This is a genomic window from Aromatoleum toluolicum, assembly GCF_012911005.2.
GTDB classification, from domain to species: domain Bacteria; phylum Pseudomonadota; class Gammaproteobacteria; order Burkholderiales; family Rhodocyclaceae; genus Aromatoleum; species Aromatoleum toluolicum.
Genome location: NZ_WTVS01000029.1, coordinates 1 through 20,567, shown reverse-complemented (window position 1 = coordinate 20,567; position 20,567 = coordinate 1). Strand labels below are relative to the sequence as shown.

At 68.1% G+C, this 20,567-nt stretch carries 18 protein-coding genes and 1 tRNA gene; 14 read left to right on the top strand and 5 right to left on the bottom strand.

Annotated features, from left to right (window positions below; all coding sequences use genetic code 11):
- Nucleotides 1-10: 10 nt before the first annotated feature.
- The gene (locus GPA27_RS14620; RefSeq protein ID WP_169141350.1) at nt 11-928 is read right to left on the bottom strand and encodes an AAA family ATPase; all 918 of its coding nucleotides are present in this window, start codon (nt 926-928) and stop codon (nt 11-13) included.
- Between the two features lie 135 nt (nt 929-1,063).
- On the opposite strand from GPA27_RS14620, the gene GPA27_RS14615 reads away from it, so the two are divergent.
- The 3 genes from GPA27_RS14615 (at nt 1,064) to bamC (ending at nt 4,166) form a co-directional block, all read left to right on the top strand.
- Complete coding sequence (locus GPA27_RS14615; RefSeq protein ID WP_169141349.1) at nt 1,064-1,990, top strand: histone deacetylase family protein; 927 nt, start codon at nt 1,064-1,066, stop codon at nt 1,988-1,990.
- Nucleotides 1,991-2,123: 133 nt separating this feature from the next.
- On the top strand, nt 2,124-3,002 hold the full coding sequence (dapA, locus tag GPA27_RS14610; protein WP_169141348.1) for a 4-hydroxy-tetrahydrodipicolinate synthase: 879 nt from the start codon (nt 2,124-2,126) through the stop codon (nt 3,000-3,002).
- A gap of 24 nt (nt 3,003-3,026) precedes the next feature.
- On the top strand, nt 3,027-4,166 hold the full coding sequence (gene bamC / locus GPA27_RS14605; protein ID WP_169141347.1) for an NlpB/DapX family lipoprotein: 1,140 nt from the start codon (nt 3,027-3,029) through the stop codon (nt 4,164-4,166).
- A 164-nt stretch (nt 4,167-4,330) separates the two neighbouring features.
- On the opposite strand, the gene GPA27_RS14600 is transcribed toward bamC, so the two are convergent.
- Together GPA27_RS14600 and GPA27_RS14595 are read right to left on the bottom strand one after the other, a co-directional pair.
- Entirely contained in the window at nt 4,331-4,618 is a 288-nt protein-coding gene (locus tag GPA27_RS14600; protein ID WP_050417131.1) for a hypothetical protein, read from the bottom strand.
- A gap of 155 nt (nt 4,619-4,773) precedes the next feature.
- Nucleotides 4,774-5,262: a DUF7931 domain-containing protein gene (locus GPA27_RS14595; RefSeq protein ID WP_169141346.1), complete on the bottom strand. Its 489-nt coding sequence runs from the start codon at nt 5,260-5,262 to the stop codon at nt 4,774-4,776.
- Nucleotides 5,263-5,404: 142 nt separating this feature from the next.
- Here GPA27_RS14595 and rlmD point away from each other — a divergent pair, with 142 nt between their 5' ends.
- From rlmD to motD, 11 genes are all read left to right on the top strand, one after another.
- Entirely contained in the window at nt 5,405-6,706 is a 1,302-nt protein-coding gene (gene rlmD, locus GPA27_RS14590; RefSeq protein ID WP_169141345.1) for a 23S rRNA (uracil(1939)-C(5))-methyltransferase RlmD, read from the top strand.
- Nucleotides 6,707-6,741: 35 nt separating this feature from the next.
- A tRNA-Ser gene (locus tag GPA27_RS14585) sits at nt 6,742-6,829 on the top strand.
- 60 nt (nt 6,830-6,889) lie between these two features.
- Nucleotides 6,890-7,498, top strand: a complete 609-nt coding sequence (locus GPA27_RS14580; protein ID WP_169141344.1) for a pseudouridine synthase — start codon at nt 6,890-6,892, stop codon at nt 7,496-7,498.
- Nucleotides 7,499-7,561: 63 nt separating this feature from the next.
- Nucleotides 7,562-8,017 carry a DUF192 domain-containing protein gene (locus tag GPA27_RS14575; protein WP_246261131.1) on the top strand — a complete coding sequence of 152 codons (456 nt, stop codon included), beginning with the start codon at nt 7,562-7,564 and terminating at the stop codon, nt 8,015-8,017.
- A gap of 169 nt (nt 8,018-8,186) precedes the next feature.
- Nucleotides 8,187-9,326, top strand: a complete 1,140-nt coding sequence (gene flhB, locus GPA27_RS14570) for a flagellar biosynthesis protein FlhB (protein WP_169141343.1) — start codon at nt 8,187-8,189, stop codon at nt 9,324-9,326.
- 38 nt (nt 9,327-9,364) lie between these two features.
- Nucleotides 9,365-11,467, top strand: coding sequence for a flagellar biosynthesis protein FlhA (flhA, locus tag GPA27_RS14565; RefSeq protein WP_169141342.1), 2,103 nt, complete (start codon nt 9,365-9,367; stop codon nt 11,465-11,467).
- 133 nt (nt 11,468-11,600) lie between these two features.
- The gene (flhF, locus tag GPA27_RS14560) at nt 11,601-13,067 is read left to right on the top strand and encodes a flagellar biosynthesis GTPase FlhF (RefSeq protein ID WP_169141341.1); all 1,467 of its coding nucleotides are present in this window, start codon (nt 11,601-11,603) and stop codon (nt 13,065-13,067) included.
- 1 nt (nt 13,068) lies between these two features.
- Nucleotides 13,069-13,884 (top strand): MinD/ParA family ATP-binding protein, encoded by an 816-nt coding sequence (locus GPA27_RS14555; protein WP_169141340.1) that lies wholly within the window; start codon nt 13,069-13,071, stop codon nt 13,882-13,884.
- A gap of 110 nt (nt 13,885-13,994) precedes the next feature.
- A complete protein-coding gene (locus GPA27_RS14550) occupies nt 13,995-14,774 on the top strand; it encodes an RNA polymerase sigma factor FliA (RefSeq protein ID WP_169141339.1) in 780 nt (259 codons plus the stop codon).
- Between the two features lie 25 nt (nt 14,775-14,799).
- Nucleotides 14,800-15,540: a flagellar motor protein gene (locus GPA27_RS14545; protein WP_169141338.1), complete on the top strand. Its 741-nt coding sequence runs from the start codon at nt 14,800-14,802 to the stop codon at nt 15,538-15,540.
- A 10-nt stretch (nt 15,541-15,550) separates the two neighbouring features.
- A complete protein-coding gene (gene motD / locus GPA27_RS14540; RefSeq protein ID WP_169141337.1) occupies nt 15,551-16,420 on the top strand; it encodes a flagellar motor protein MotD in 870 nt (289 codons plus the stop codon).
- Between the two features lie 24 nt (nt 16,421-16,444).
- On the opposite strand, the gene GPA27_RS14535 is transcribed toward motD, so the two are convergent.
- Together GPA27_RS14535 and parC are read right to left on the bottom strand one after the other, a co-directional pair.
- The gene (locus GPA27_RS14535; protein ID WP_169141336.1) at nt 16,445-18,151 is read right to left on the bottom strand and encodes a cation:proton antiporter; all 1,707 of its coding nucleotides are present in this window, start codon (nt 18,149-18,151) and stop codon (nt 16,445-16,447) included.
- A gap of 139 nt (nt 18,152-18,290) precedes the next feature.
- On the bottom strand, nt 18,291-20,567 hold a 2,277-nt coding region (gene parC, locus GPA27_RS14530), incomplete at its 5' end, for a DNA topoisomerase IV subunit A (RefSeq protein WP_169141335.1).

The window sequence follows — 20,567 nt, the reverse complement described above, 5'->3', positions numbered from 1 at the left end:
CGAGCCGGCATCAGACGACGGGAACGTCGCGGACGAGCTGGCCGAGCGCCTCGGGTGTGACGCTGCGTCCATCGCCAGCGGTGTGCAGGCGATGGGCGGCGACGTGCGGGAATACGGTCTGGATATCCTCAGGCAGGACGTGGTCGCGCCCCTCGATGAGCGCCCAGGCGCGGGCGGCGGCGATAAGGCCCAGGCCGGCGCGCGGGCTGAGGCCGGCCGCGAGCTCGGGGCTGTGGCGGGTGGTGGCGAGAAGCGCCTGGACGTAGTCGACGAGCCGTTCGGAAACGGTGATCGCGTGTGCAGCCTGTTGCATCGCGAGCAGGGCGTCGGGCTGGATTACGGCCGGCTGGCGTTCGAGGAGTTCGCGCCTGTCCTCGCCCATCAGCAGTGCCCGTTCGGCGCTGCGGTCCGGATAGCCGAGGCGGATGCGCAGCAGGAAGCGGTCGAGCTGGCTCTCGGGCAGGGGGAAGGTGCCGATCTGGTGAGACGGGTTCTGCGTCGCGATGACGAAGAACGGCTCGGGCAGCGGGTGCGTTTCGCTGTCCGCGGTGACCTGGCGCTCTTCCATGGCTTCGAGCAACGCGCTCTGCGTCTTGGGCGTGGCGCGGTTGATCTCGTCGGCGAGGATGAGCTGGCTGAAGATGGGGCCGGGGTGGAAGCGGAAGCTGCTCGCTTCGCGATCGAATATCGACACGCCGACGATGTCGGCGGGAAGAAGGTCGCTCGTGAACTGGATTCGCTGGAAGTGCAGGCCGATGAGGCGTGCGATGACGTGCGCAAGCGTGGTCTTGCCCACACCGGGGAGGTCCTCGATCAGCAGGTGTCCGCGCGCGATGAGGCAGGCGAGGGCGAGCCGCAGTTCTCGGTCCTTGCCGAGGATGATGCAGTTGGCTGCTTCGAGAACGCGAATCGCGTAGCGGTGGGGCATGGGGCGGACGTACTGTGAAATTCACCGGGAAGCGGTGATAATAGATCAAAGACTGACAGGCAGCGCCCTTCAAGGACGCGCCGATTCGAAGACAGGGATGCGGGAAGGTTAGCCCGCACGCGAGAGAGGGGGGGTATGACGACGACTGCGTTCATCACGCACCGCGATTGCTGGCTGCACGACATGGGAACCTTCCATCCGGAATGTCCGGATCGGCTGGCGGCCATCAACGATCGGCTGATCGCTGCCGGTCTCGACATGTATCTCTCATTCTATGACGCCCCGCTGGCGACGCAGGAGCAGATCGTCCGGGTGCATCCGGCGAACTATCTCGAGGAGCTCAACGCCAGCGTGCCCGATCATGGCATTCGCCATCTCGACCCCGATACCGCGATGAGCCCGGGGACGATGAAGGCGGCGTTGCGCTCGGCCGGTGCCGGCGTTCTTGCGACGGATCTGGTGCTGAAGGGCGAAATCGAGAATGCGTTCTGTGCGGTGCGCCCGCCGGGCCATCACGCCGAGCGCGGCAAGGCGATGGGTTTCTGCTTCCTGAACAACGTGGCCATCGCCGCGCGTCACGCGCTCGAGGCGCACGGACTGGAGCGCGTGGCGATCGTCGATTTCGACGTGCATCACGGCAACGGCACGGAAGACGCCTTTCGCGACGACCCGCGGGTGCTCATGGTGAGCATCTTCCAGCATCCTTTCTATCCGTACAGCGGTGCTGACTGCACGGCGCCGAACATGGTCAACGTGCCCGTGCCTGCGGGGACGCGCGGCGATGCCTTCCGCACCATCGTCGCCGAGCGCTGGATGCCTGCGCTGAGGGAGCATAAGCCGCAGATGGTCTTCATCTCGGCCGGGTTCGATGCGCATTACGAGGACGACATGGGCTCGGTCGGGCTGGTGGAGTCGGACTACGTATGGGTCACCGAGCAGATCAAGGCCGTGGTCGAGGAGTGCGGGCACAAGAACATCGTGTCCATCCTCGAGGGCGGCTATTCGCTGTCATCGCTGGCGCGCTCGGTCGTCGCGCACGTCAAGGCGCTTGCCGACCTTTGACCGCCGGGTTGCGGGGCGCCCGCGCCGAGGCGTGCGGGCGCGAGCCAGGTCCGGCGACCCGTCCTTCGAGCAAGCCACTGGCCGTCCGGCGTCGATCAGGTAGAATCGATTTTTTTAATTTTCGGCCGCTTCCATGATTACCGGATCGATTGTCGCCATCGTCACCCCGATGAACGAAGATGGCAGCCTGGACATTCCGCGCCTGCGCGCCCTGATCGACTTCCATGTTGCCGAGGGGACCGACGGGATCGTCATCGTCGGAACCACCGGCGAGTCGCCCACGGTGACCGTCGAAGAACACTGCGAGCTGATCCGCGTCGCGGTCGATCACGCGGCAGGACGCATCCCCGTGATCGCCGGTACCGGCGCCAATTCGACGGCCGAGGCCATCGAACTCACGCGCTTCGCGCAGAAGGCGGGTGCCGTGGCGCACCTGTCGGTGGTGCCGTATTACAACAAGCCCACGCAGGAAGGCCTGTACCGCCACTATCGTTCGATCGCCGAGGCGGTCGAACTGCCGCTGATCCTGTACAACGTGCCGGGGCGCACGGTGGCCGACCTGTCCAACGACACTGCGCTGCGGCTGGCGCAGATTCCCAACATCGTCGGCATCAAGGACGCCACGGGCAGCATCGACCGTGCGTGCGATCTGGTCGAGCGCGCACCCAAGGGGTTCGCGTTGTATACCGGCGACGACATGACCGGCATGGCCTTCATGCTGCTGGGTGGACACGGCGCGATCTCGGTGACGGCCAACGTCGCGCCGCGCGCGATGCACGAGATGTGTTCCGCGGCCATCGCCGGTGACGCGATCAAGGCGCGCGAAATCAATGCGCGTCTGGTCGGCCTGCACCGCGACTTGTTCTGCGAGGCCAATCCGATTCCGGTGAAGTGGGCGGTCGAGCAGATGGGCCTGATCAAGGCCGGCATCCGCCTGCCGCTCACGTCGCTGTCAGAGGGCTTGCACGAACGCGTGCGTGCGGCGATGCGTCGCGCCGGCGTGAACGTCTGATTTTTCCTGGAATTACCGAAACTCATGAATCGTACCTTGCGTACTGCGGCTTCGCTGCTCGGCGCTGCCATCGTCCTGTCGGGTTGTTCCGGCTCCCTCGTCGAATCCAAGAAGATCGATTACAAGAGCGCACGGCAGCTGCCGTCGCTGGAGATCCCGCCGGACCTCACGGCGCCGACACGCGACGACCGCTATGTGGTGCCGGACGTCTCGCCCAAGGGAGTGGCGACCTATTCGGCGTATGCGACCGACCGCGCGCAGCCCCAGCCGACTGCAGGCCAGCAGCAGGTGTTGCCGAAGGTGGAAAGCATGCGCGTCGAGCGTGCAGGCAGCCAGCGCTGGCTGGTGGTCCAGGGCTCGGCGGAAACCATGTGGCCCAAGGTCAAGGACTTCTGGCTCGAGACGGGTTTCATCCTCAACGTCGAGCGTCCTGAAGTCGGTGTGATGGAGACCGACTGGGCAGAGGACCGTGCGAAGATCCCGCAGGACTTCATCCGCTCGGCGCTGGGCAAGGTGCTCGACGGCGTGTTCTCGACGCCGGTGCGCGACAAGTTCCGCACGCGGCTGGAGGCGGGCAAGGATCCCGATACCGTCGAGATCTACATCAGCCATCGCGGCATGATGGAGATCTATCCCAACGAGGCCAAGGACACGACCGTGTGGCAGCCGCGTCCGGCCGATCCCGAGCTCGAAGCGGAAATGTTGCGTCGCCTGATGGTCCGGCTCGGCGCAGCCGAGGAGCGCGCGGCGGCAATCGTCGCAGCGGCGCCGGCGGCCGAGCGTGCCGCCCTAAAAGGGGCGACCGGCGGCAGCGTGACGCTGGCCATTGACGAGTCCTTTGACCGGGCGTGGCGTCGCGTGGGGCTCGCGCTGGACCGCATCGGCTTCACGGTCGAGGATCGCGACCGTTCGAAGGGACTCTTCTTCGTCCGCTACGTGGATCCGGATGCAGACGTGCAGACGAAGAAGTCCGAGGGCATCCTGTCCAAGCTCGCTTTCTGGCGCAGCAGCGAGCAGGTGGTGCAGAAGGGCGGCGAATACCGCCTGCGTGTCCGGGGCGAGGGGGATAAGTCGGTGGTCAGCGTGATGACCCGCGAGGGGGGCGAGGATTCGTCCGAAACCGCCCGCAAGATCCTGGGGCTGCTGCAGGAGCAGTTGCGGTAAGGCGTTCTGTCGCGCCTGTGGCGACGGCCCATGGCGGGCCGTTGCCGGAGGTCGCGGCCTTGTCCGGGGGGCGTCGCGCTGAACTACAGCGGACTGGATCGGGAAATGAGAGGCAACAAAAAAGCCGGCTCGAAAGCCGGCTTTTTTGCGTCGCTGGAAGAGCGTTACTTCTTGGCAGCGTCGGCGGCTGCAGCAGCTGCGTCCTTGGCGGCGTCGACGGCGGTGCCGGCAGCGGCAGCGCTGTCCTTGGCGGCTTCGACGGCCGTTGCAGCGGCTTCCTTGGCGGCTTCAGCCGGGGCTGCGGCGGGAGCAGCCGCCGGGGCAGCTTCCTGAGCAGGAGCAGCAGCAGCCGGAGCGGCAGCGGGGGCTTCAACCTTCGGAGCTTCGGCCGGCTTGCCGCAGGCGGCGAGGGCGAGGGCGAGCAGGGAAGCAACGAGGAGCGACTGTTTCATGTTCGATGTCCTTTCTTGTGGGGGCTAGATGGATGATCAGTTCCCGCCGGGCGGATGCAAACGGCCTTCCGTCCGGTGAACCTCAGGAAATTCTAGCATGTGATTCAGGTGTGCCAATAGTTTGTTGGTGCAATGCAATAAGGAAAAACGGTTGGTTAAATGCCAAGTGGCGTGCCGACTGCACTCGCCTCACCATTCACCCAGAATGTTCCGAATTGCGTAGCGAGCTGCGCCAGCGTGCCCGATGCGTCGGTGCTGCTCTTTCCCCGCGGCAGATCCTGGTGGAAGCGGGTCACGAGGTGGCGGTCGTCGGCGATCAGGAAGGGCTGGCTCCAGATGCGGGCACCCGCGTCCGCGGTACGGACACTGGTGCAGTGCGCGTAGTGGCTGAGCAGGCGCGTGAGGCGGGGGCAGTCCTTTTGCAGCCAGGTGGTGGAGTGCAGCAGGATGCGCAGGGTGTCGCGGCGCCTGCTCTGCGAACACAGGCGTTCCAGTTGCTCGATCCCTTGCGGGCTTTCGAGCCCGGTCTCGCGCAGGTCGGGATCGAGCACGATCACCGTCTGTTGTGCGTTCTCCAGGGCGCCGATGAGGGCCGCGCGGTATTCGCCGTAGCTGTCGAAAGTCTGTTCGCGTGGGGTATCCATGGCCAGGGCCTGCACGGTGGTCCGGGCGGGGGCGGAGGCCGGATGCAACCGCCTGTTCGCCGCCCGGTCGCGGCAATTATAGAACCCGACGGGTAAAGCACTCTGCGAGTAGGTAAAATCGCGCTCTTTTGGCGGACGCTTGATGCCTGTTGCTGTCATCGAATCACTGGACCATGAAGGGCGCGGTTTTACCCGTGTGGACGGCAAGGCGGTGTTCGTCGATGGCGCATTGCCCGGCGAGACGGTCGAATACCGGGTCGTGCGCCAGAGGCCGAGCTACGACCTGGCCGAACTGGAGCGCGTGCTCAGGCCCAGCGGGCAGCGGGTGGTGCCGCCCTGTCCCCATTACGGTACGTGCGGCGGCTGCTCGATGCAGCATTTCGACTCGGTGGCGCAGGCGGCGACCAAGCAGCGCGTGCTCGAGGATGCGCTGTGGCATATCGCCAAGGTCACGCCGGAAGTACTATATCCGGCGATCCACGGGCCGGCCTGGGGCTACCGCTACCGCGCGCGCATCGGCGTGCGGATGGTGCCGTCGAAGGGCGGGGTGCTGATCGGTTTCCACGAGCGGCGCAGCAGCTACATTTGCGACATGCAGAGCTGTGCGGTGCTGCCTGCGCATGTGTCGGCGCTGCTGCCTGCGCTGCACGAACTGGTCGCGGGACTGTCGATTCCCGACCGGCTGCCGCAGATCGAGATCGCGGTGAGCGAGGACGTCACGGTGCTGGTGTTCCGCAACCTGATGCCGTTCACGCCGCAGGACATCGCGCGCCTCGCGGCGTTTGCCGATGCGCACGGCGTGCAGGTGTGGCAGCAGCCGGGCAGCCCGGCAACGGCCAAGCCGCTGCATCCGAAGAAGGGACCGGGGCTCGCCTATACGCTGCCCGAGTTCGACGTCACGCTGGACTTCCTGCCGACGGATTTCACGCAGGTGAACGTCGACATCAACCGGCTCCTGATCCGGCGCTCGATGCAACTGCTTGACCCGCGGCCGGGTGAGCGCATCGCCGATCTGTTCTGCGGCCTGGGGAACTTCAGTCTGCCGATCGCCCGCCGCGGAGCGCATGTGATCGGGGTCGAGGGCAGCGACACGCTGGTCGCGCGGGCGCTGAAGAATGCCCGTCGCAACGGCCTGGCGGAACGGACCGAGTTTTACGCGGCGAATCTCTTCGAGGCCACCGAGGACAGCCTTGCCGCGCTCGGCCGCCTCGACAAGCTGCTGATCGATCCGCCGCGCGAGGGGGCGATCGCGGTGGTCAAGGCGCTCAGCGAGCAGCAGATGCCGCCGCGCATCGTGTATGTGTCGTGCAACCCGGCGACGCTCGCGCGCGATGCGGCGGTGCTGGTGCGCGAAAAGGGCTACGTGCTGCGTGGTGCAGGGATCGCGAACATGTTCCCGCAGACCTCGCACGTCGAGTCGATCGCGCTGTTCGAGCGGGGATGACATGCGAAGGCGGGGTGATATACTCCGCCGCTTCCGGAGGTGTGGCAGAGTGGTCGATTGCACCGGTCTTGAAAACCGGCAACGGGCAACCGTTCGTGAGTTCGAATCTCACCGCCTCCGCCAGATCCTGTCCATGTTCCCTGCATTTACCGGCGACGGGATCTTCCTCCTATCCTTCTCCGCATGTCCCGCGTCATTCTCCTCAACAAGCCTTTCGGCGTGATCTGCCAGTTCACGGCGGAGCCGGGGCGGCCGACGCTGAAGGATTTCGTGGCGGTGCTCGGTGTGTACGCGGCTGGGCGGCTCGATACCGACAGTGAGGGGCTGCTGCTGCTGACCGATGACGGCGCGCTGCAGCACCGGATCGCGGATCCGCGCCACAAGCTGCCCAAGACCTATGTCGTGCAGGTCGAGGGGGAGCCGGATGAAGACGCGCTGGCGCGGTTGCGCGGGGGCCTGGATCTGGGGGATTTCGTGACGCGGCCGTGCGAGGCGCGGCGCATTGCGGAGCCCGACTGGCTGTGGCCGCGCGATCCGCCGGTGCGTTTCCGCAAGAGCGTGCCGACGTCATGGCTGGAGATCGTGCTGCGCGAGGGGAAGAACCGCCAGGTGCGACGGATGACCGCGAAGGCGGGTTTCCCGACCTTGCGCCTGATCCGGGTGGCGATCGGCGAATGGTCGCTCGCGGGTCTGGCGCCGGGGGCATGGCGCGCCGAGGAGGTGGATGGCGGGCGCAGCGGCAGCGCAGCGCAGGGGCGCAGGCCCGGATCCTCACGCATCCGGCGTGCTTAACCGCGCTGCGGTGCGCGCGGTAGAATCGCGCTTTCCCATTTATTCCCTCAGGGTTTGCCGGCGATGAGTCTCCCGTCTCTTTTTGGCCGCTGTGCGGCGATCGTCGCGCTGGCCGCTGCCTGCCTGCCCGCTGCCCGTGCGGAATTGCCGATGGTCGAGCTGGGGGCGGGGATGCACCGCATCGAGGCGGAACTGGCGCATACCGATCAGGCGCGCCAGATCGGCCTGATGAATCGCAAGGCGATGCCGCTGCAGCGCGGAATGGTGTTCGTATTCACGCAGGATGCGCGCCATTGCATGTGGATGAAGAACACGCTGATTCCTTTGTCGGTGGCATTCATGGATCGCGACGGGCGCATCCTGAACATCGCCGACATGCAGCCGCAATCGGAGGTCAGCCATTGTGCCGCGGCGGCGGCGCGCTTCGCGCTGGAGATGAATGCGGGCTGGTTTGCCGCGCGCGGCATCGGCGCCGGTACGGTGATCCGCGGCATCGACCGGCTGCCTGCCGGGCGCTGAGGCGCCGATGGCGGCGCGTCGGCCGCCGCAGTTTCGAAGACGCGATTTAGGGCTGTTTTCCCGCGCTTATCCGGCGGCGGGGCTTGCCGGCGTGCGGCGATAATTGCCGCACGTCGCCGAGTGTCCGTGCTGAACGGGGCGCATCCGGCGTGCAGGCAAGGAGTCGGCCGTGGCCGAAGACAGCGATCTCGAGAAAACCGAACAGCCATCGTCACGCAGGCTGGAACAGGCCCGCGAGGAAGGGCAGGTTCCGCAGTCGCGCGAGCTGTCGACCTTTCTCGTCCTGATCGCGGGAATCGGCGCGCTGTGGATGATGGGGGAATGGATCTCGGGGCGCATCCTCGGCATGTTGCGCGCCGGCTTCGCGATCGAGCGGGCACGCGCCTTTGATGCGAAGCTGATGCTGGAGAGCTTCGGCGACCTGTTCACCGAAGCGCTGCTGACGATGATGCCGCTGTTCGGGATTCTGGTGCTTGCGGCGATTGCGGCGCCGGTCCTGATGGGGGGGTTCGTGTTCGCGCCCAAGATGCTGGGGCTGAAGCTCGAACGCATGAATCCCATCCAGGGCATCGGCCGAATGTTCTCGATGCACGGGCTGGCGGAGCTGGTGAAGTCGCTGCTGAAGGCGGCGGTGGTCGGGCTGATGGGCGTCTTCGCGGTGTGGCGCGAGCACGAGCACATCTTCGGCCTGACGGGCGAGGCGGTGGAAGCGGCGGTGCCGGACTTCCTCGAGATGGTGCTGTTCGCGACGCTGCTGATCATCATGGGGCTGGCGATCCTCGCGCTGATCGACGTGCCCTTCCAGCTGTGGCAGTACAACAAGAAGCTGCGCATGACGAAGGAAGAGGTCAAGCGCGAGAGCAAGGAACAGGAAGGCGATCCGCAGATGAAGGGGCGCATCCGCGCGATGCAGCGCGAGATGGCGCGCCGCCGCATGATGACGCAGGTGCCGAAGGCGGACGTGGTAGTGACCAACCCGACGCACTTCTCGGTGGCGCTGAAGTACGACGCGGACAAGATGCGCGCGCCTATCGTCGTCGCGAAGGGCCGTGGCGAGGTCGCGCTGAAGATCCGCGAGTTGGCGAAGGAACACAAGGTGCCGATGCTGGAGGCGCCGCCGCTGGCGCGTGCGCTGTACAAGCACTGCGAACTGGAGCAGGCGGTGCCGGGGGCGCTGTACACGGCGGTGGCCGAGGTGATGGCCTACGTGTATCAGCTCAACCACTGGATGGCCCACGGCGGACTTCCGCCCGCGGCGCCCGGCAAGCTGCCGGTGCCCGCAGACATGGACCCCGGCGCGCCCGACTGAGCGGGCGCGCGGAACGGACGATGCGATAGAGGCTGGCAATGAACGATGTCCTCAACCTGCGTGCGCTGCTGACGCCGACGAACCTGCGGATGCTGGGCGCGCCGATCTTCATCATCATGGTGCTGTCCATGATGGTGCTGCCGCTGCCGGCGTTCGCGCTGGACGTGTTCTTCACCTTCAACATCGCCGTGTCGGTGATGGTGATGCTGGTGGCGATGTACACGCGCCGGCCGCTGGAGTTTTCGGTATTCCCGACCGTGCTGCTGGTGACGACGCTGTTGCGCCTGGCGCTGAACGTCGCGTCGACGCGCATCGTTCTGCTCGAGGGCCACACCGGCCCTGACGCCGCGGGCAAGGTCATCGAGGCCTTCGGCCACTTCCTCGTCGGCGGGAATACCGCGATCGGCCTGGTGGTGTTCGTGATCCTCGTCGTCATCAACTTCGTCGTCGTGACGAAGGGTGCCGGCCGGATTGCGGAAGTGAGTGCGCGCTTCACCCTGGATGCGATGCCCGGCAAGCAGATGGCGATCGACGCCGACCTCAATGCGGGGCTGGTCGACGAGGCGGAGGCGAAGCGCCGGCGCAAGGAGGTCGCGCAGGAGTCGGAATTCTTCGGCGCGATGGACGGTGCGTCGAAGTTCGTGCGCGGGGATGCGGTCGCGGGCATCGTGATCCTGCTGATCAACATCGTGGGCGGGCTGCTCGTCGGCATCGTGCAGCACGACATGCCGGTCGGTATTGCGGTCGAGACCTACACGTTGCTGACGATCGGCGACGGCCTCGTCGCGCAGATCCCGGCCCTGATCATCTCGGTCGCGGCGGGCATGGTCGTGTCGCGCGTCGGCGACGACGCGGACGTGGGCGGCCTGGTGATCAACCAGGTGTTCTCGAATCCGCAGGTGTTGATGCTCACGGCGGCGATCATCGGTGTGCTGGGGCTGATTCCGGGTATGCCGAACCTGGTGTTCATCCTGATGGCCGGTTCGCTCGGTTGGCTGGCGTGGCGCCGGCTCGGCATCCTGCGCCAGGAGTCGGCTGCGGCCGCACGGGTGGCGCCCGAAGCTGCGGCAGCGGTGGCTCCGGCCGAGAGCCAGGAGGCGAGCTGGAACGACGTCGCTCCGGTGGACGTGCTCGGGCTGGAAGTCGGCTACCGCCTGATCCCGATGGTCGACAAGGGGCAGGACGGCGAGCTGCTGAAGCGCATCCGCGGGCTGCGCAAGAAGTTCGCACAGGATGTCGGCTTCCTGTCGGCGCCGGTGCACATCCGTGACAACCTCGAGCTCAAGCCGAATGCGTACCGCATCGCGTTGAAGGGCGTCGAGATCGGTTCCGGCGAGGCCTATCCGGGCCAGTTCCTGGCGATCAACCCGGGGCGCGTGACCGGTCCGCTCGCCGGTCGCGAGACGCGCGATCCGGCGTTCGACCTGCCGGCGTACTGGATCGACGCGAGCCAGCGCGAGCAGGCACATGCGCTGGGCTACACGGTCGTCGACGCGAGTACAGTGGTCGCGACGCACCTCAACCACCTGATCCTGAACCACGCGGCGGAGTTGCTCGGGCGCCAGGAGACGCAGGCGCTGCTCGATCACATCAGCAAGACGACGCCGAAGCTGGTCGAGGACCTCGTGCCGGCGCTGCTGCCGGTCGCGACGGTGCAGCGGGTGCTGCAGAACCTGCTCGAGGAGGGGGTCAATATCCGCGACATGCGGACGATCATCGAGACGCTCGCCGAGAATGCGCCGCGCACCCAGGATCCGCTCGAGCTCACGTCGCGCGTGCGCCAGGCGCTGGGCCGCTCGATTCTGCAGAGCCTCTTCCCGGGCAACGCGGATATCCAGGTGATGGCGCTCGATCCGGCGCTCGAACGTATCCTCATGCAGGCGATGTCGACGGGGGGCAGCGATGGCGGCGTCATCGAGCCGAGCCTCGCCGACGGCATGCTGCGCCACGCGGCCGAGGTGTCGCAGCGCCAGGAAGACATGGGGCTGCCGCCGGTGCTGCTGGTGCCGCCACAGCTGCGCTGGCTGCTGTCGCGCTTCCTGCGCCGTGCGGTGCCTTCGCTCAAGGTCATCGCGAACTCGGAGGTGCCCGAGACGCGCACGATCCGCGTCACGGCGATGGTCGGCGGCGCCGCGCGCTGAGCGCTTTTGAGGTAACCGTCGCGGGCCGGATTTGCGGGGGGAAACCGGGTCTATTCCGCGCTATCGATCCGCCTCCCCGCCACCATAATCGGTTCCATGCTGCGCACAGAGCGCGGTAGTCGGGAGAACCACCATGAACGTCAAGCGCTACTTTGCCCCCTCCGCCCGCGAGGCCCTGCGTGCCCTGAAGGCCGAACTCGGTGCCGATGCCATCGTGCTGTCGAACCGCGCGGTGGAGGGTGGCGTCGAGATCCTGGCCCTGCCGGCGGACGACGTCGGAGCGTTGCCGGGGGCTTCGCGCGCTGCTGCGCCCGCCCCCCAGCCGACCGCCCGGCCGGCGCCGGCTGCGCCTTCGGCCGAGGACGACGACTTCCAGGTGAGCCTGTCGGGACGTGCGCCTGCGGCTCCGGCCGCGACGCCGAAACCGGCAAGGATCATTCGCCCGTTCAATCCGCCGCGCATGGAGACGGCCGATTACGTGATGCGCTCGCGCGCCGCGGCACTGAGCGAGCAGTATTCGATCGACGACTGGAGCGCTCCCGAGACTGCGGTGCGTCCGCTTGCCGCGGAAACGGTGCCTGCCCCGAAGCAGCCTGTGCCGGCGGCGCCGCAGGTCCGCGCTGCCGAACCCGCACGCGCGGTCGAGGACGAGCGCATCCGTTCGCTGCAGGAAGCGAACGTCCAGCTGATGAAGGAAATGGCCGGTATCCGCAGCATGATCGAGCGCCAGCTCGCGGGTTTCGCCTGGGGCGAGACCCGGCGCAAGGCGCCCGCACGGGCGGATATCGTCGGCGAGCTGCTCGAAGCCGGTTTCTCCAGTGTGCTCGCGCGCCGGCTGGCCGAAGCCGTGGATGAGGAGGCCTCGCCGGAGGACGCCCGTGCCGCGGTGAAGAACGCCCTCGCGCGCGACCTGCGTGCGGTCGCGTCCGATGCGGACATCATTGATCGTGGCGGCGTGTATGCGCTGGTGGGGCCGACCGGCGTGGGCAAGACCACGACGACGGCAAAGCTCGCGGCACGCTGCGTGGTGCGCCACGGCGCCGAACGGTTGGCGCTGATCACGACCGACGGCTACCGCATCGGCGCGCAGGAGCAGCTGCGCATCTACGGCCGCATCCTCGGCGTGCCGGTGTTCTCGGTGCGCGACGCGGCCGACCTGCGCCAGACGCTAGCCGAGCTGCGCAACAAGCACATGGTGCTGATCGATACGATGGGCATGAGCCAGCGCGACAAGATGGTGGCCGAGCAGGCGGCGATGCTGACCGGTGCCGGCGACGTGCGCCGCTTGCTGCTGCTCAATTCGACCTGCCGCGGCGACACGCTCGCGGACGTCGTGCGTGCCTATAGCGGGCCGGACCTGGCGGGCTGCGTGCTGACCAAGGTCGACGAGGCCGCGTCGCTCGCCCCGGCGCTGGATGTGGCCGTGCGCAACGAACTCAACGTGTTCTATGTCGCCAACGGCCAGCGCGTGCCTGAGGACCTGCACCTGCCGAATCGCGCCTACCTGCTGCATCGCGCGCTGCGCGAGCAGTCGGCCGAGTCGCCGTGGAAGCTGCAGGGCGACGAAGCGGCGCTGATGCTGGCGGCCGGCGGAGTCTGACATGATCGATCCGCGGGAAGACCAGGCGGCCGGGTTGCGGCGCCTGTTCCGGCGCGCGCCCCCGACGGTTGTCGCGCTGTACGCGACCGGACGCCGCCGTGCGCATGTCGCGCTGCAGGCGGCGCACCGCATCGCCGGACATAGCCAGCGCGTGCTGCTGCTCGACGAGGTGCAGGGCGAGGATTCGCTGGCCGGGGTGCTCGGCCTGCCCCCGGGCGGCGATCTGCTGGGCGTGCTCGGCGGCCGCAGTGTGGTGCGCGAGTTGCTGCAGCCGGTGCCCGGCCTGCTCGGGCGCGTTCCGGTGGGGGCCTGTGCCCTCGCGTTGCCGCTGCTCGACGGCGAGCGGCGCGACTGCGTGCTCGATGCCTTGCGTACGCTGCAGCGGCCTGCCAGCTTCATCCTGATCCATTCGGCGTGCGAGAGCGCTGCAGATCCGTCCCCCTTCGCGCTGGCGGCGCCGCGCCGCCTGGTCGTCGCCGAGGCGAGCCGCAGCGGTGCGACGGACGCCTACCAGGTGATCAAGGGGCTCGCCGCGGCCGGGGCGGGCTCGCTGCACGTGGCCGTGTGCGGTGCGCGTGGCCGTGCTGATGCCGCGGCGTTCTTTCGCAGCCTCAGCGAGCTCGTGCGCCGCCACGTCGGCGTGCCGCTCGCCTGGCTGGGCGAACTCGAGCGCGACGAGCTGGCTGCGGGGCTGGGGCACAGCGCCGCGGAAGCGTCGCCGCGCGATGCAGAGGCTGCCTTCCTGAGGCGTCTCGCGGCGTTCGGCAACACACGGGCCGGCGCTGCGCCAGTCCGCGGGAGGCAGGTATGGGACTGAGTGCGTACCCGTTTGGCAAAAGCGGTCCGGCAGGGGGACAATGGACATCCGCTGGTTTGCCCGCATGCCCGGAAACCCGTCCAGGACGGAAGAAGATACAGGCGAAGTGGATGTACGACGCAGCTGGTAATCTCGACAAGAACCACCTGGTGGAGGCCTACGCCCCGCTGGTCAAGCGCATCGCCTATCACCTGATGGCGAAGCTGCCGGCCAGCGTGCAGATGGACGACCTGATCCAGAACGGCATGATGGGCCTGCTGGATGCGATCAGCCGCTACGAGGACGGGCTCGGGGCGCAGTTCGAGACCTACGCGGTGCAGCGCATCCGCGGCGCGATGCTCGACGGCTTGCGCGAGAACGACTGGCTGCCGCGCAGCCTGCGGCGCGACATGCGCCGCATCGAGTCGGCGGTGCACGAGCTCGAGCAGCGCAACGGGCGCCAGCCGAGCGAGGTGGAACTCGCGGAGTTGCTGGGCATGCCGCTTGCCGAGTACCAGCGCATGCTGCAGGATGCGCGCGGCTACCAGCTCGTGCATTTCGAGGACTTCACCGACGGCGAGGGCGAGGACTACTTCGAGCGCCACCTCGGCGAGCACGAGTCGAACCCGGCCGACATCCTCGAGAAGGCCGACATGCGCAACACGCTCGTGCGCGCGATCGAGGATCTGCCCGAGCGCGAGAAACTGATGATGGCGCTGTACTACGACGAGGAACTCAACCTGCGCGAGATCGGCGAGGTGCTGGGCGTTTCCGAGTCGCGCGTGTGCCAGCTCCACAGCCAGGCTGTGGCGCGCCTGCGCTCGCGCATCCTGGGGACGGCGCGCCCGGCCGGCGCCACGACCGGGGCGCGTCGCGGACGTCCGCCCAAGAATCCGCCGTCCGGCGCCTGAGCGGGCCGGCCGGGGAACTGCTGACATGGACAAGATCAGCGTCGTCGGGCTCACCCTCGGCATTTCCGCCCTGATCATGGGGCAGGTGATCGAGGGCGGCCACATTGCGTCGCTCCTCCAGCCCACCGCCTTCCTGATCGTGATCGGCGGCACGCTGGGTGCCGTGATGCTGCAGAGCCCGCTGAAGGTCTTCCGCGAAGGCATCCGCATGACCCGATGGGTCTTCGTGCCGCCGCCGTCGAGCCACGCAGCGCTGATCCGCCAGGCGACGAGCTGGAGCCAGACCGCGCGCAAGGAAGGGCTGCTGGCGCTGGAGGCGCAGATCCCGCGCATCAGCGACGCATTCACACGCAAGGGGTTGCAACTCCTTGTCGATGGCGTCGAGCCGCAGCGGCTGCGCGAGGTGCTGGAGGTCGAGATCGACGCCTGGGCGGCGCAGATGCGTCAGGGCGCGCGCATCTGGGAGGCGGCGGGCGGCTACGCGCCGACGCTGGGCATTCTCGGTGCAGTGCTCGGCCTGATCCACGTGATGGAGAACCTGACCGATCCGTCGAAGCTGGGCGCCGGCATTGCGGTGGCCTTCGTCGCCACCGTGTATGGCGTGGGCTTCGCCAACCTGGTATTCCTGCCGATGTCGAAGAAGCTGATGGCTTACGTGGCCGACGGGGTGTCGCAGCGCGAGATGCTCGTCGACGGCCTGGTCGGCATCGCCAATGGCGACAACCCGCGCATCATCGAGAGCCGCATGCAGGGCTACATCGCCTGAGCGTGCCGCGATGCGACGCCACCGCCGACACCGCCAGCTGGACGACGCGAACCACGAGAACCAGGATCGCTGGCTGGTGTCCTACGCGGACTTCATCACGCTGCTGTTCGCGTTCTTCGTCGTGATGTACTCGCTGTCGTCGGTGAACGAGGGCAAGTACCGCGTCCTGTCCGATTCGCTGATCAACGCTTTCCGCAACATCACCGTGAATGTGCCGGGCGACCCGGTGATCGCGCCGCCGCCGGCCGTCGCTCCGCCCAAGCCCGCGCCGCTGTCGCCGACCCCCGACGAAGAGGCCGAGAAGCGGCGTCGCGCCGAGTACAAGCGCATGACGACGATGGCCGAGGACATCCGTCGCGTGCTGGATCCGCTCACCCAGGGCGGGCAGGTCCGCGTGTCCGAGGGCGCGCGCGGGATATCGATCGAGATCAACGCCCGGGTGCTGTTCGCGCCGGGCGACGCGGTGCTCGCTGCGCCCGCCGTGGCGGCCCTGCGGGCCGTGGCCGAGGTGCTGGCGCGTGCCGAGTTCCCGGTCACGGTCGAGGGGCACACCGACAACGTGCCGATCCGTAACGGGCGTTTTCCATCGAACTGGGAGCTGTCCGCGGTGCGCGCCTCGACGGTCGTGCGGCTCTTCATCGAGTCGGGGGTGCGCGGCGATCGCCTCACGGCGGCCGGCTACGCGGACCAGCGGCCGCTCACCGACAACGCCAACGAGGAAGGCCGCGCGCGCAACCGGCGCGTGACGATCCTGATCGAGTCGATGGTCGGCGAGTCGCCGCCGCGCGCGCCGGGGCAGATCCGGGACGGCGATCCGATCCGCGCGATCCTCCCCCCGGGCGAGGCCGCCGGGAACGAGGAAGCGCCGCCGGCCCGCTGAGGTTCGCCATCGTTTTCCGGCGGTTCAGGCGGGCATGCGCGGCGCGAAGCGTTCCAGCACGTGCCCCGTCATGCCCTTGGCGAGTTCCTCCTCGCCGTAGAAAACCGTGCCGATGCCTTCCTTGCGCAGCAGCCGGGAGTCGTCCTCGCTGTGGGTGCGCAGGACGACCTCGATGGCGGGGTTGAGCGCGCGCGCCGTGGCGACCATGGGGCGAACGTTGACCGGGTCGGGGGTGGCGATCACCAGCATCGCCGCATGGGCGATGTGGGCCTGGATCAGTACCGACGGCTCGGACGCGTCGCCGGCGACCGCCGCCACGCCCTCGCTGCGCAGCTGTTCGACCTGCTCGCGGTTCTGCTCGGCGACGACGAAGGGGATGCCGCGCGCGGCGAGGGCCTGTGCGATGCGCCGGCCGACCCGCCCGTAGCCGACCAGCACGACCTGGCCTTCGAGGTACTTGCTCTCGGTGCTCGTCGGCAACTCGGCGTACGGGTCTTCGCGGCGCTCGAGCCGCCGCGCGAACTCGGAGCGCTTCAGCGTCCACGCGCGGATCGGCCCGACCGTCGCGAACACCAGCGGATTGAGCGCGATCGAGATCAGCGCGCCGGCGAGCACGAGGCTCATCCCGGTCTGTGGCAGCAGGCCCAGCGTGAGCCCCAGGCCGGCGAGGATGAAGGAGAACTCGCCGATCTGCGCGAGGCTCGCCGCGACCGTCAGCGCCGTGTTGAGCGGGTAGCGGAATGCGAGCACCAGCGCCATCGCGGCGAGCGACTTGCCGACGACGATGATGAGCACCACGGTGAGCACCTGCAGCGGATAGTCCGCGATCACGGTCGGATCGAAGAGCATGCCGACGGCGACGAAGAACAGCACCGAGAAGGCGTCGCGCAGCGGCAGCGACTCTTCGGCGGCGCGGTGGCTGAATTCGGACTCGCGCATCATCATGCCGGCGAAGAAGGCGCCCAGCGCGAAGGACACGCTGAAGAGCTGGGCCGCGCCATAGGCGATGCCGATGGCAGTAGCGATCACCGACAGCGTGAAGAGTTCGCGCGAGCCGGTGCGCGCGACCTGCCACAGCAGCCAGGGCAGGAGGCGCCGGCCGGCGATCAGCATCAGCGCGATGAAGGCGGTGACTTCCAGCAGGGTCTTGCCGATGGTGCGCCACAGCGGGTCGCCGGCGTCGCCGAGCGGGGTGGTGGTCGCGCCGAGCGTGCCCGCGAGCGGCGGCAGCAGCACGAGGATCACGACGGTGGCAAGGTCCTCGACGACCAGCCAGCCGACCGCGATGCGGCCGTTCATGGTGTCGAGCACGCCGCGCGCTTCGAGCGCCTTGAGCAGCACCACGGTGCTCGCGCACGACAGCGACAGTCCGAACACCAGCGCCGCACCCAGGCTCCATCCCCACCACCATGCGACGCCCGTGCCCAGCACCGTCGCGAAGCCCATCTGCACGACGGCGCCGGGCAGCGCGATGCGTCGCACCGCGAGCAGGTCGTCGAGCGAGAAATGCAGGCCGACGCCGAACATCAGCAGCATCACACCGATCTCGGAGAGCTGGGAGGCGGTATGGATGTCGGCGACGAAGCCCGGGGTCGCGGGGCCGATCGCGATGCCGGCGACGAGGTAGCCGACGAGCGCCGGCACTTTCAGGCGCTCGGCGATGAAGCCGAAGATCAGCGCGAAGCCGAAGGCTGCGGCGACCGTGGTGATGAGGGAGATGTCGTGGTCCATTCGGAGTCTTGGTTATGAGGGATGGAACAGCCACAACGACACACGCCGGCCTCGTGCGAGGCCGGCGTGTGTCGGGTGCGCTTCCTGAAAGACTACGTGGGGGCGAATGGGTTCCGGCCGCCGTTGCGCGGCCGGCGAATCAGGCCGTCGTCAGGGCCGCGGGCGCGACCTTGGGCGTGAGCGCCATGCCCTTGCGCGCGCGGCGGTGGACGAGCGGCACGAGTTGGCTCGGCTTGAGCTCGACGGCGATGGTCTTGCCGCCACGACCGGTGCCTTCGACCCTGAGCGTCGCGTCGTCGGGCGGCACGGCCACCGCGACCAGCGCCTCCTTGTCGTCGAGCGCCATCACGATGACGCCGCGTCCGCCGGCCTGCACCTTCATCTCGCTGCGCATGAAGACCAGGATGCGGCCGTGCTCGGATACCGCGGCGATGCGCTCGCCCACGACGCGCGCCGGCACCAGCACTTTCTCGCCCTTCTCTAGCGTCATGAAGGCCTTGCCCGCACGCTGGCGGCTGGTCGCGTCGGCGAGCGTGCAGATGAAGCCGTAGCCGCCGGAGTTGGCGAAGAACCAGCTCGACTCGGGCTCGGCGGTGAGCACCTGCGCCGTCTTGCCGCCGTCCTGGAAATCTACCAGCGTCGCGATCGGCGCGCCGTCGCCGCGCCCGCCTGGGAGATCCGACACGCGCACGGTGTAGGCGCGGCCGTTGGTGTCGATGACGACCAGCGGCCAGGTGGTGCGCGTCTCGATCACGGCGAAGGCGAAGTCGCCCGCCTTGTAGCTGATCGCCGCGGCGTCGATGCCGTGGCCCTGGCGCGAGCGCACCCAGCCGTTCTTCGACACGATCACGGTGACCGGCTCGTCGGCCACGCTGATCTCGGCCGGCGCGACTGCGGCGACGGCTTCGATCACCGTGCGGCGGTTGTCGCCATACTTCTTCGCGTCGTCCTCGATCTCCTTGAGGATCAGGCGGGTCATCGCGGCGCGGCTGTCGAGGAGGTGCTGCAGGCCGCTGCGCTCGTCCTTGAGTTCGGCCAGTTCCTTCTCGATCTTGAAGCCTTCGAGGCGCGCGAGCTGGCGCAGGCGGATCTCGAGGATGTCCTCGGCCTGCACGTCGGAGAGGCCGAAGGCCGCGATCAGCGCGGGTTTGGGCTCGTCCGACTCGCGGATCACGCGGATCACTTCCTCGATGTGCAGGAAGGCGATCATGCGGCCTTCGAGGATGTGGATGCGGCGATCGACCTCGTCGAGGCGGTGGCGGGTGCGGCGTTCGACGGTGACGTAGCGGAAGTCGATCCACTCGCGCAGGACCTGCACGAGGTTCTTCTGCTGCGGCCGGCCGTCGCGGCCGATCATCGTCATGTTCACCGATGCCGAGCTTTCGAGGCTGGTGTGCGCGAGCAGCACCGCCATGAACTCGTCGCGGCTCTGGCGGGACGAGCGCGGCTCGAGCACGATGCGCACGGGCGCCTTGTCGCTGGATTCGTCGCGCACCGTCTCGAGCACGCCGAGCACGAGCTGCTTGAGGTTCTTCTGTTCCTGGCTGACTTCCTTCTTGCCGGTGCGCGGCTGCGGGTTGGTCAGCGTTTCGATTTCGGCGAGCACGCCGGCGGCCGACACGCCGTGCGGCAGCTCGTCGATGATGACGCGCCACTGGCCGCGGGCGAGCTCCTCGACATGCCAGCGTGCGCGCACGCGCAGGCTGCCGCGCCCGCTCGCGTAGGCGTCGCGGATCGCCTCGGGCGAGGAGATGAGCTGGCCTCCGCCGGGGAAATCGGGGCCGGGCAGCAGCGGCAGGACATCGTCGAGGCCGGCGTCCGGGTGGCGGATGAGGTGGCAGGCGGCGTCGGCGACTTCGCGCAGGTTGTGTGGCGGGATCTCGGTCGCCATGCCGACCGCGATGCCCGAGGCGCCGTTGAGCAGCACAAAGGGCAGGCGCGCGGGTAGGAGCTGCGGCTCCTCGAAGGCGCCGTCGTAGTTCGGCACGAAATCGACGGTGCCGCGGTCGATCTCGGCGAGCAGCAGTTCGGCGATCGGCGTCAGGCGGCATTCGGTGTAACGCATCGCCGCCGCGGAGTCACCGTCGCGCGAGCCGAAGTTGCCCTGGCCGTCGACCAGCGGATAGCGCAGCGAGAAGTCCTGCGCCACGCGCACCATCGCGTCATAGACGCTGGAGTCGCCGTGCGGGTGGTACTTGCCGATGACGTCGCCGACGACGCGCGCGGACTTCACGTGCTTGGACGTGGCCGACAGGCGCATCTCGTTCATCGCGTAGAGGATGCGGCGCTGCACCGGCTTCATGCCGTCCTCGACCTGCGGCAGCGCGCGTGACTTCACGACGCTCATGGCGTAGGCGAGGTAGGCGCGCTCGGCGTAACGGTCGAGCGCGAGGGTGCCGTCGTCGGGGGGCGGGGC

Bases quoted from the DNA above. Each gene is read 5' to 3' on its own strand.
- GPA27_RS14550 (WP_169141339.1), top strand. From the start codon at position 13,995: ATGTACGACGCAGCTGGTAATCTCGACAAGAACCACCTGGTGGAGGCC.
- GPA27_RS14620 (WP_169141350.1), bottom strand. From the start codon at position 928: ATGCCCCACCGCTACGCGATTCGCGTTCTCGAAGCAGCCAACTGCATC.
- GPA27_RS14535 (WP_169141336.1), bottom strand. From the start codon at position 18,151: ATGGACCACGACATCTCCCTCATCACCACGGTCGCCGCAGCCTTCGGC.
- rlmD (WP_169141345.1), top strand. From the start codon at position 5,405: ATGCCTGTTGCTGTCATCGAATCACTGGACCATGAAGGGCGCGGTTTT.
- GPA27_RS14545 (WP_169141338.1), top strand. From the start codon at position 14,800: ATGGACAAGATCAGCGTCGTCGGGCTCACCCTCGGCATTTCCGCCCTG.
- GPA27_RS14555 (WP_169141340.1), top strand. From the start codon at position 13,069: ATGATCGATCCGCGGGAAGACCAGGCGGCCGGGTTGCGGCGCCTGTTC.
- flhF (WP_169141341.1), top strand. From the start codon at position 11,601: ATGAACGTCAAGCGCTACTTTGCCCCCTCCGCCCGCGAGGCCCTGCGT.
- GPA27_RS14575 (WP_246261131.1), top strand. From the start codon at position 7,562: ATGAGTCTCCCGTCTCTTTTTGGCCGCTGTGCGGCGATCGTCGCGCTG.
- GPA27_RS14595 (WP_169141346.1), bottom strand. From the start codon at position 5,262: ATGGATACCCCACGCGAACAGACTTTCGACAGCTACGGCGAATACCGC.
- GPA27_RS14580 (WP_169141344.1), top strand. From the start codon at position 6,890: ATGTCCCGCGTCATTCTCCTCAACAAGCCTTTCGGCGTGATCTGCCAG.
- dapA (WP_169141348.1), top strand. From the start codon at position 2,124: ATGATTACCGGATCGATTGTCGCCATCGTCACCCCGATGAACGAAGAT.
- bamC (WP_169141347.1), top strand. From the start codon at position 3,027: ATGAATCGTACCTTGCGTACTGCGGCTTCGCTGCTCGGCGCTGCCATC.
- motD (WP_169141337.1), top strand. From the start codon at position 15,551: ATGCGACGCCACCGCCGACACCGCCAGCTGGACGACGCGAACCACGAG.
- GPA27_RS14600 (WP_050417131.1), bottom strand. From the start codon at position 4,618: ATGAAACAGTCGCTCCTCGTTGCTTCCCTGCTCGCCCTCGCCCTCGCC.
- flhA (WP_169141342.1), top strand. From the start codon at position 9,365: ATGAACGATGTCCTCAACCTGCGTGCGCTGCTGACGCCGACGAACCTG.
- GPA27_RS14615 (WP_169141349.1), top strand. From the start codon at position 1,064: ATGACGACGACTGCGTTCATCACGCACCGCGATTGCTGGCTGCACGAC.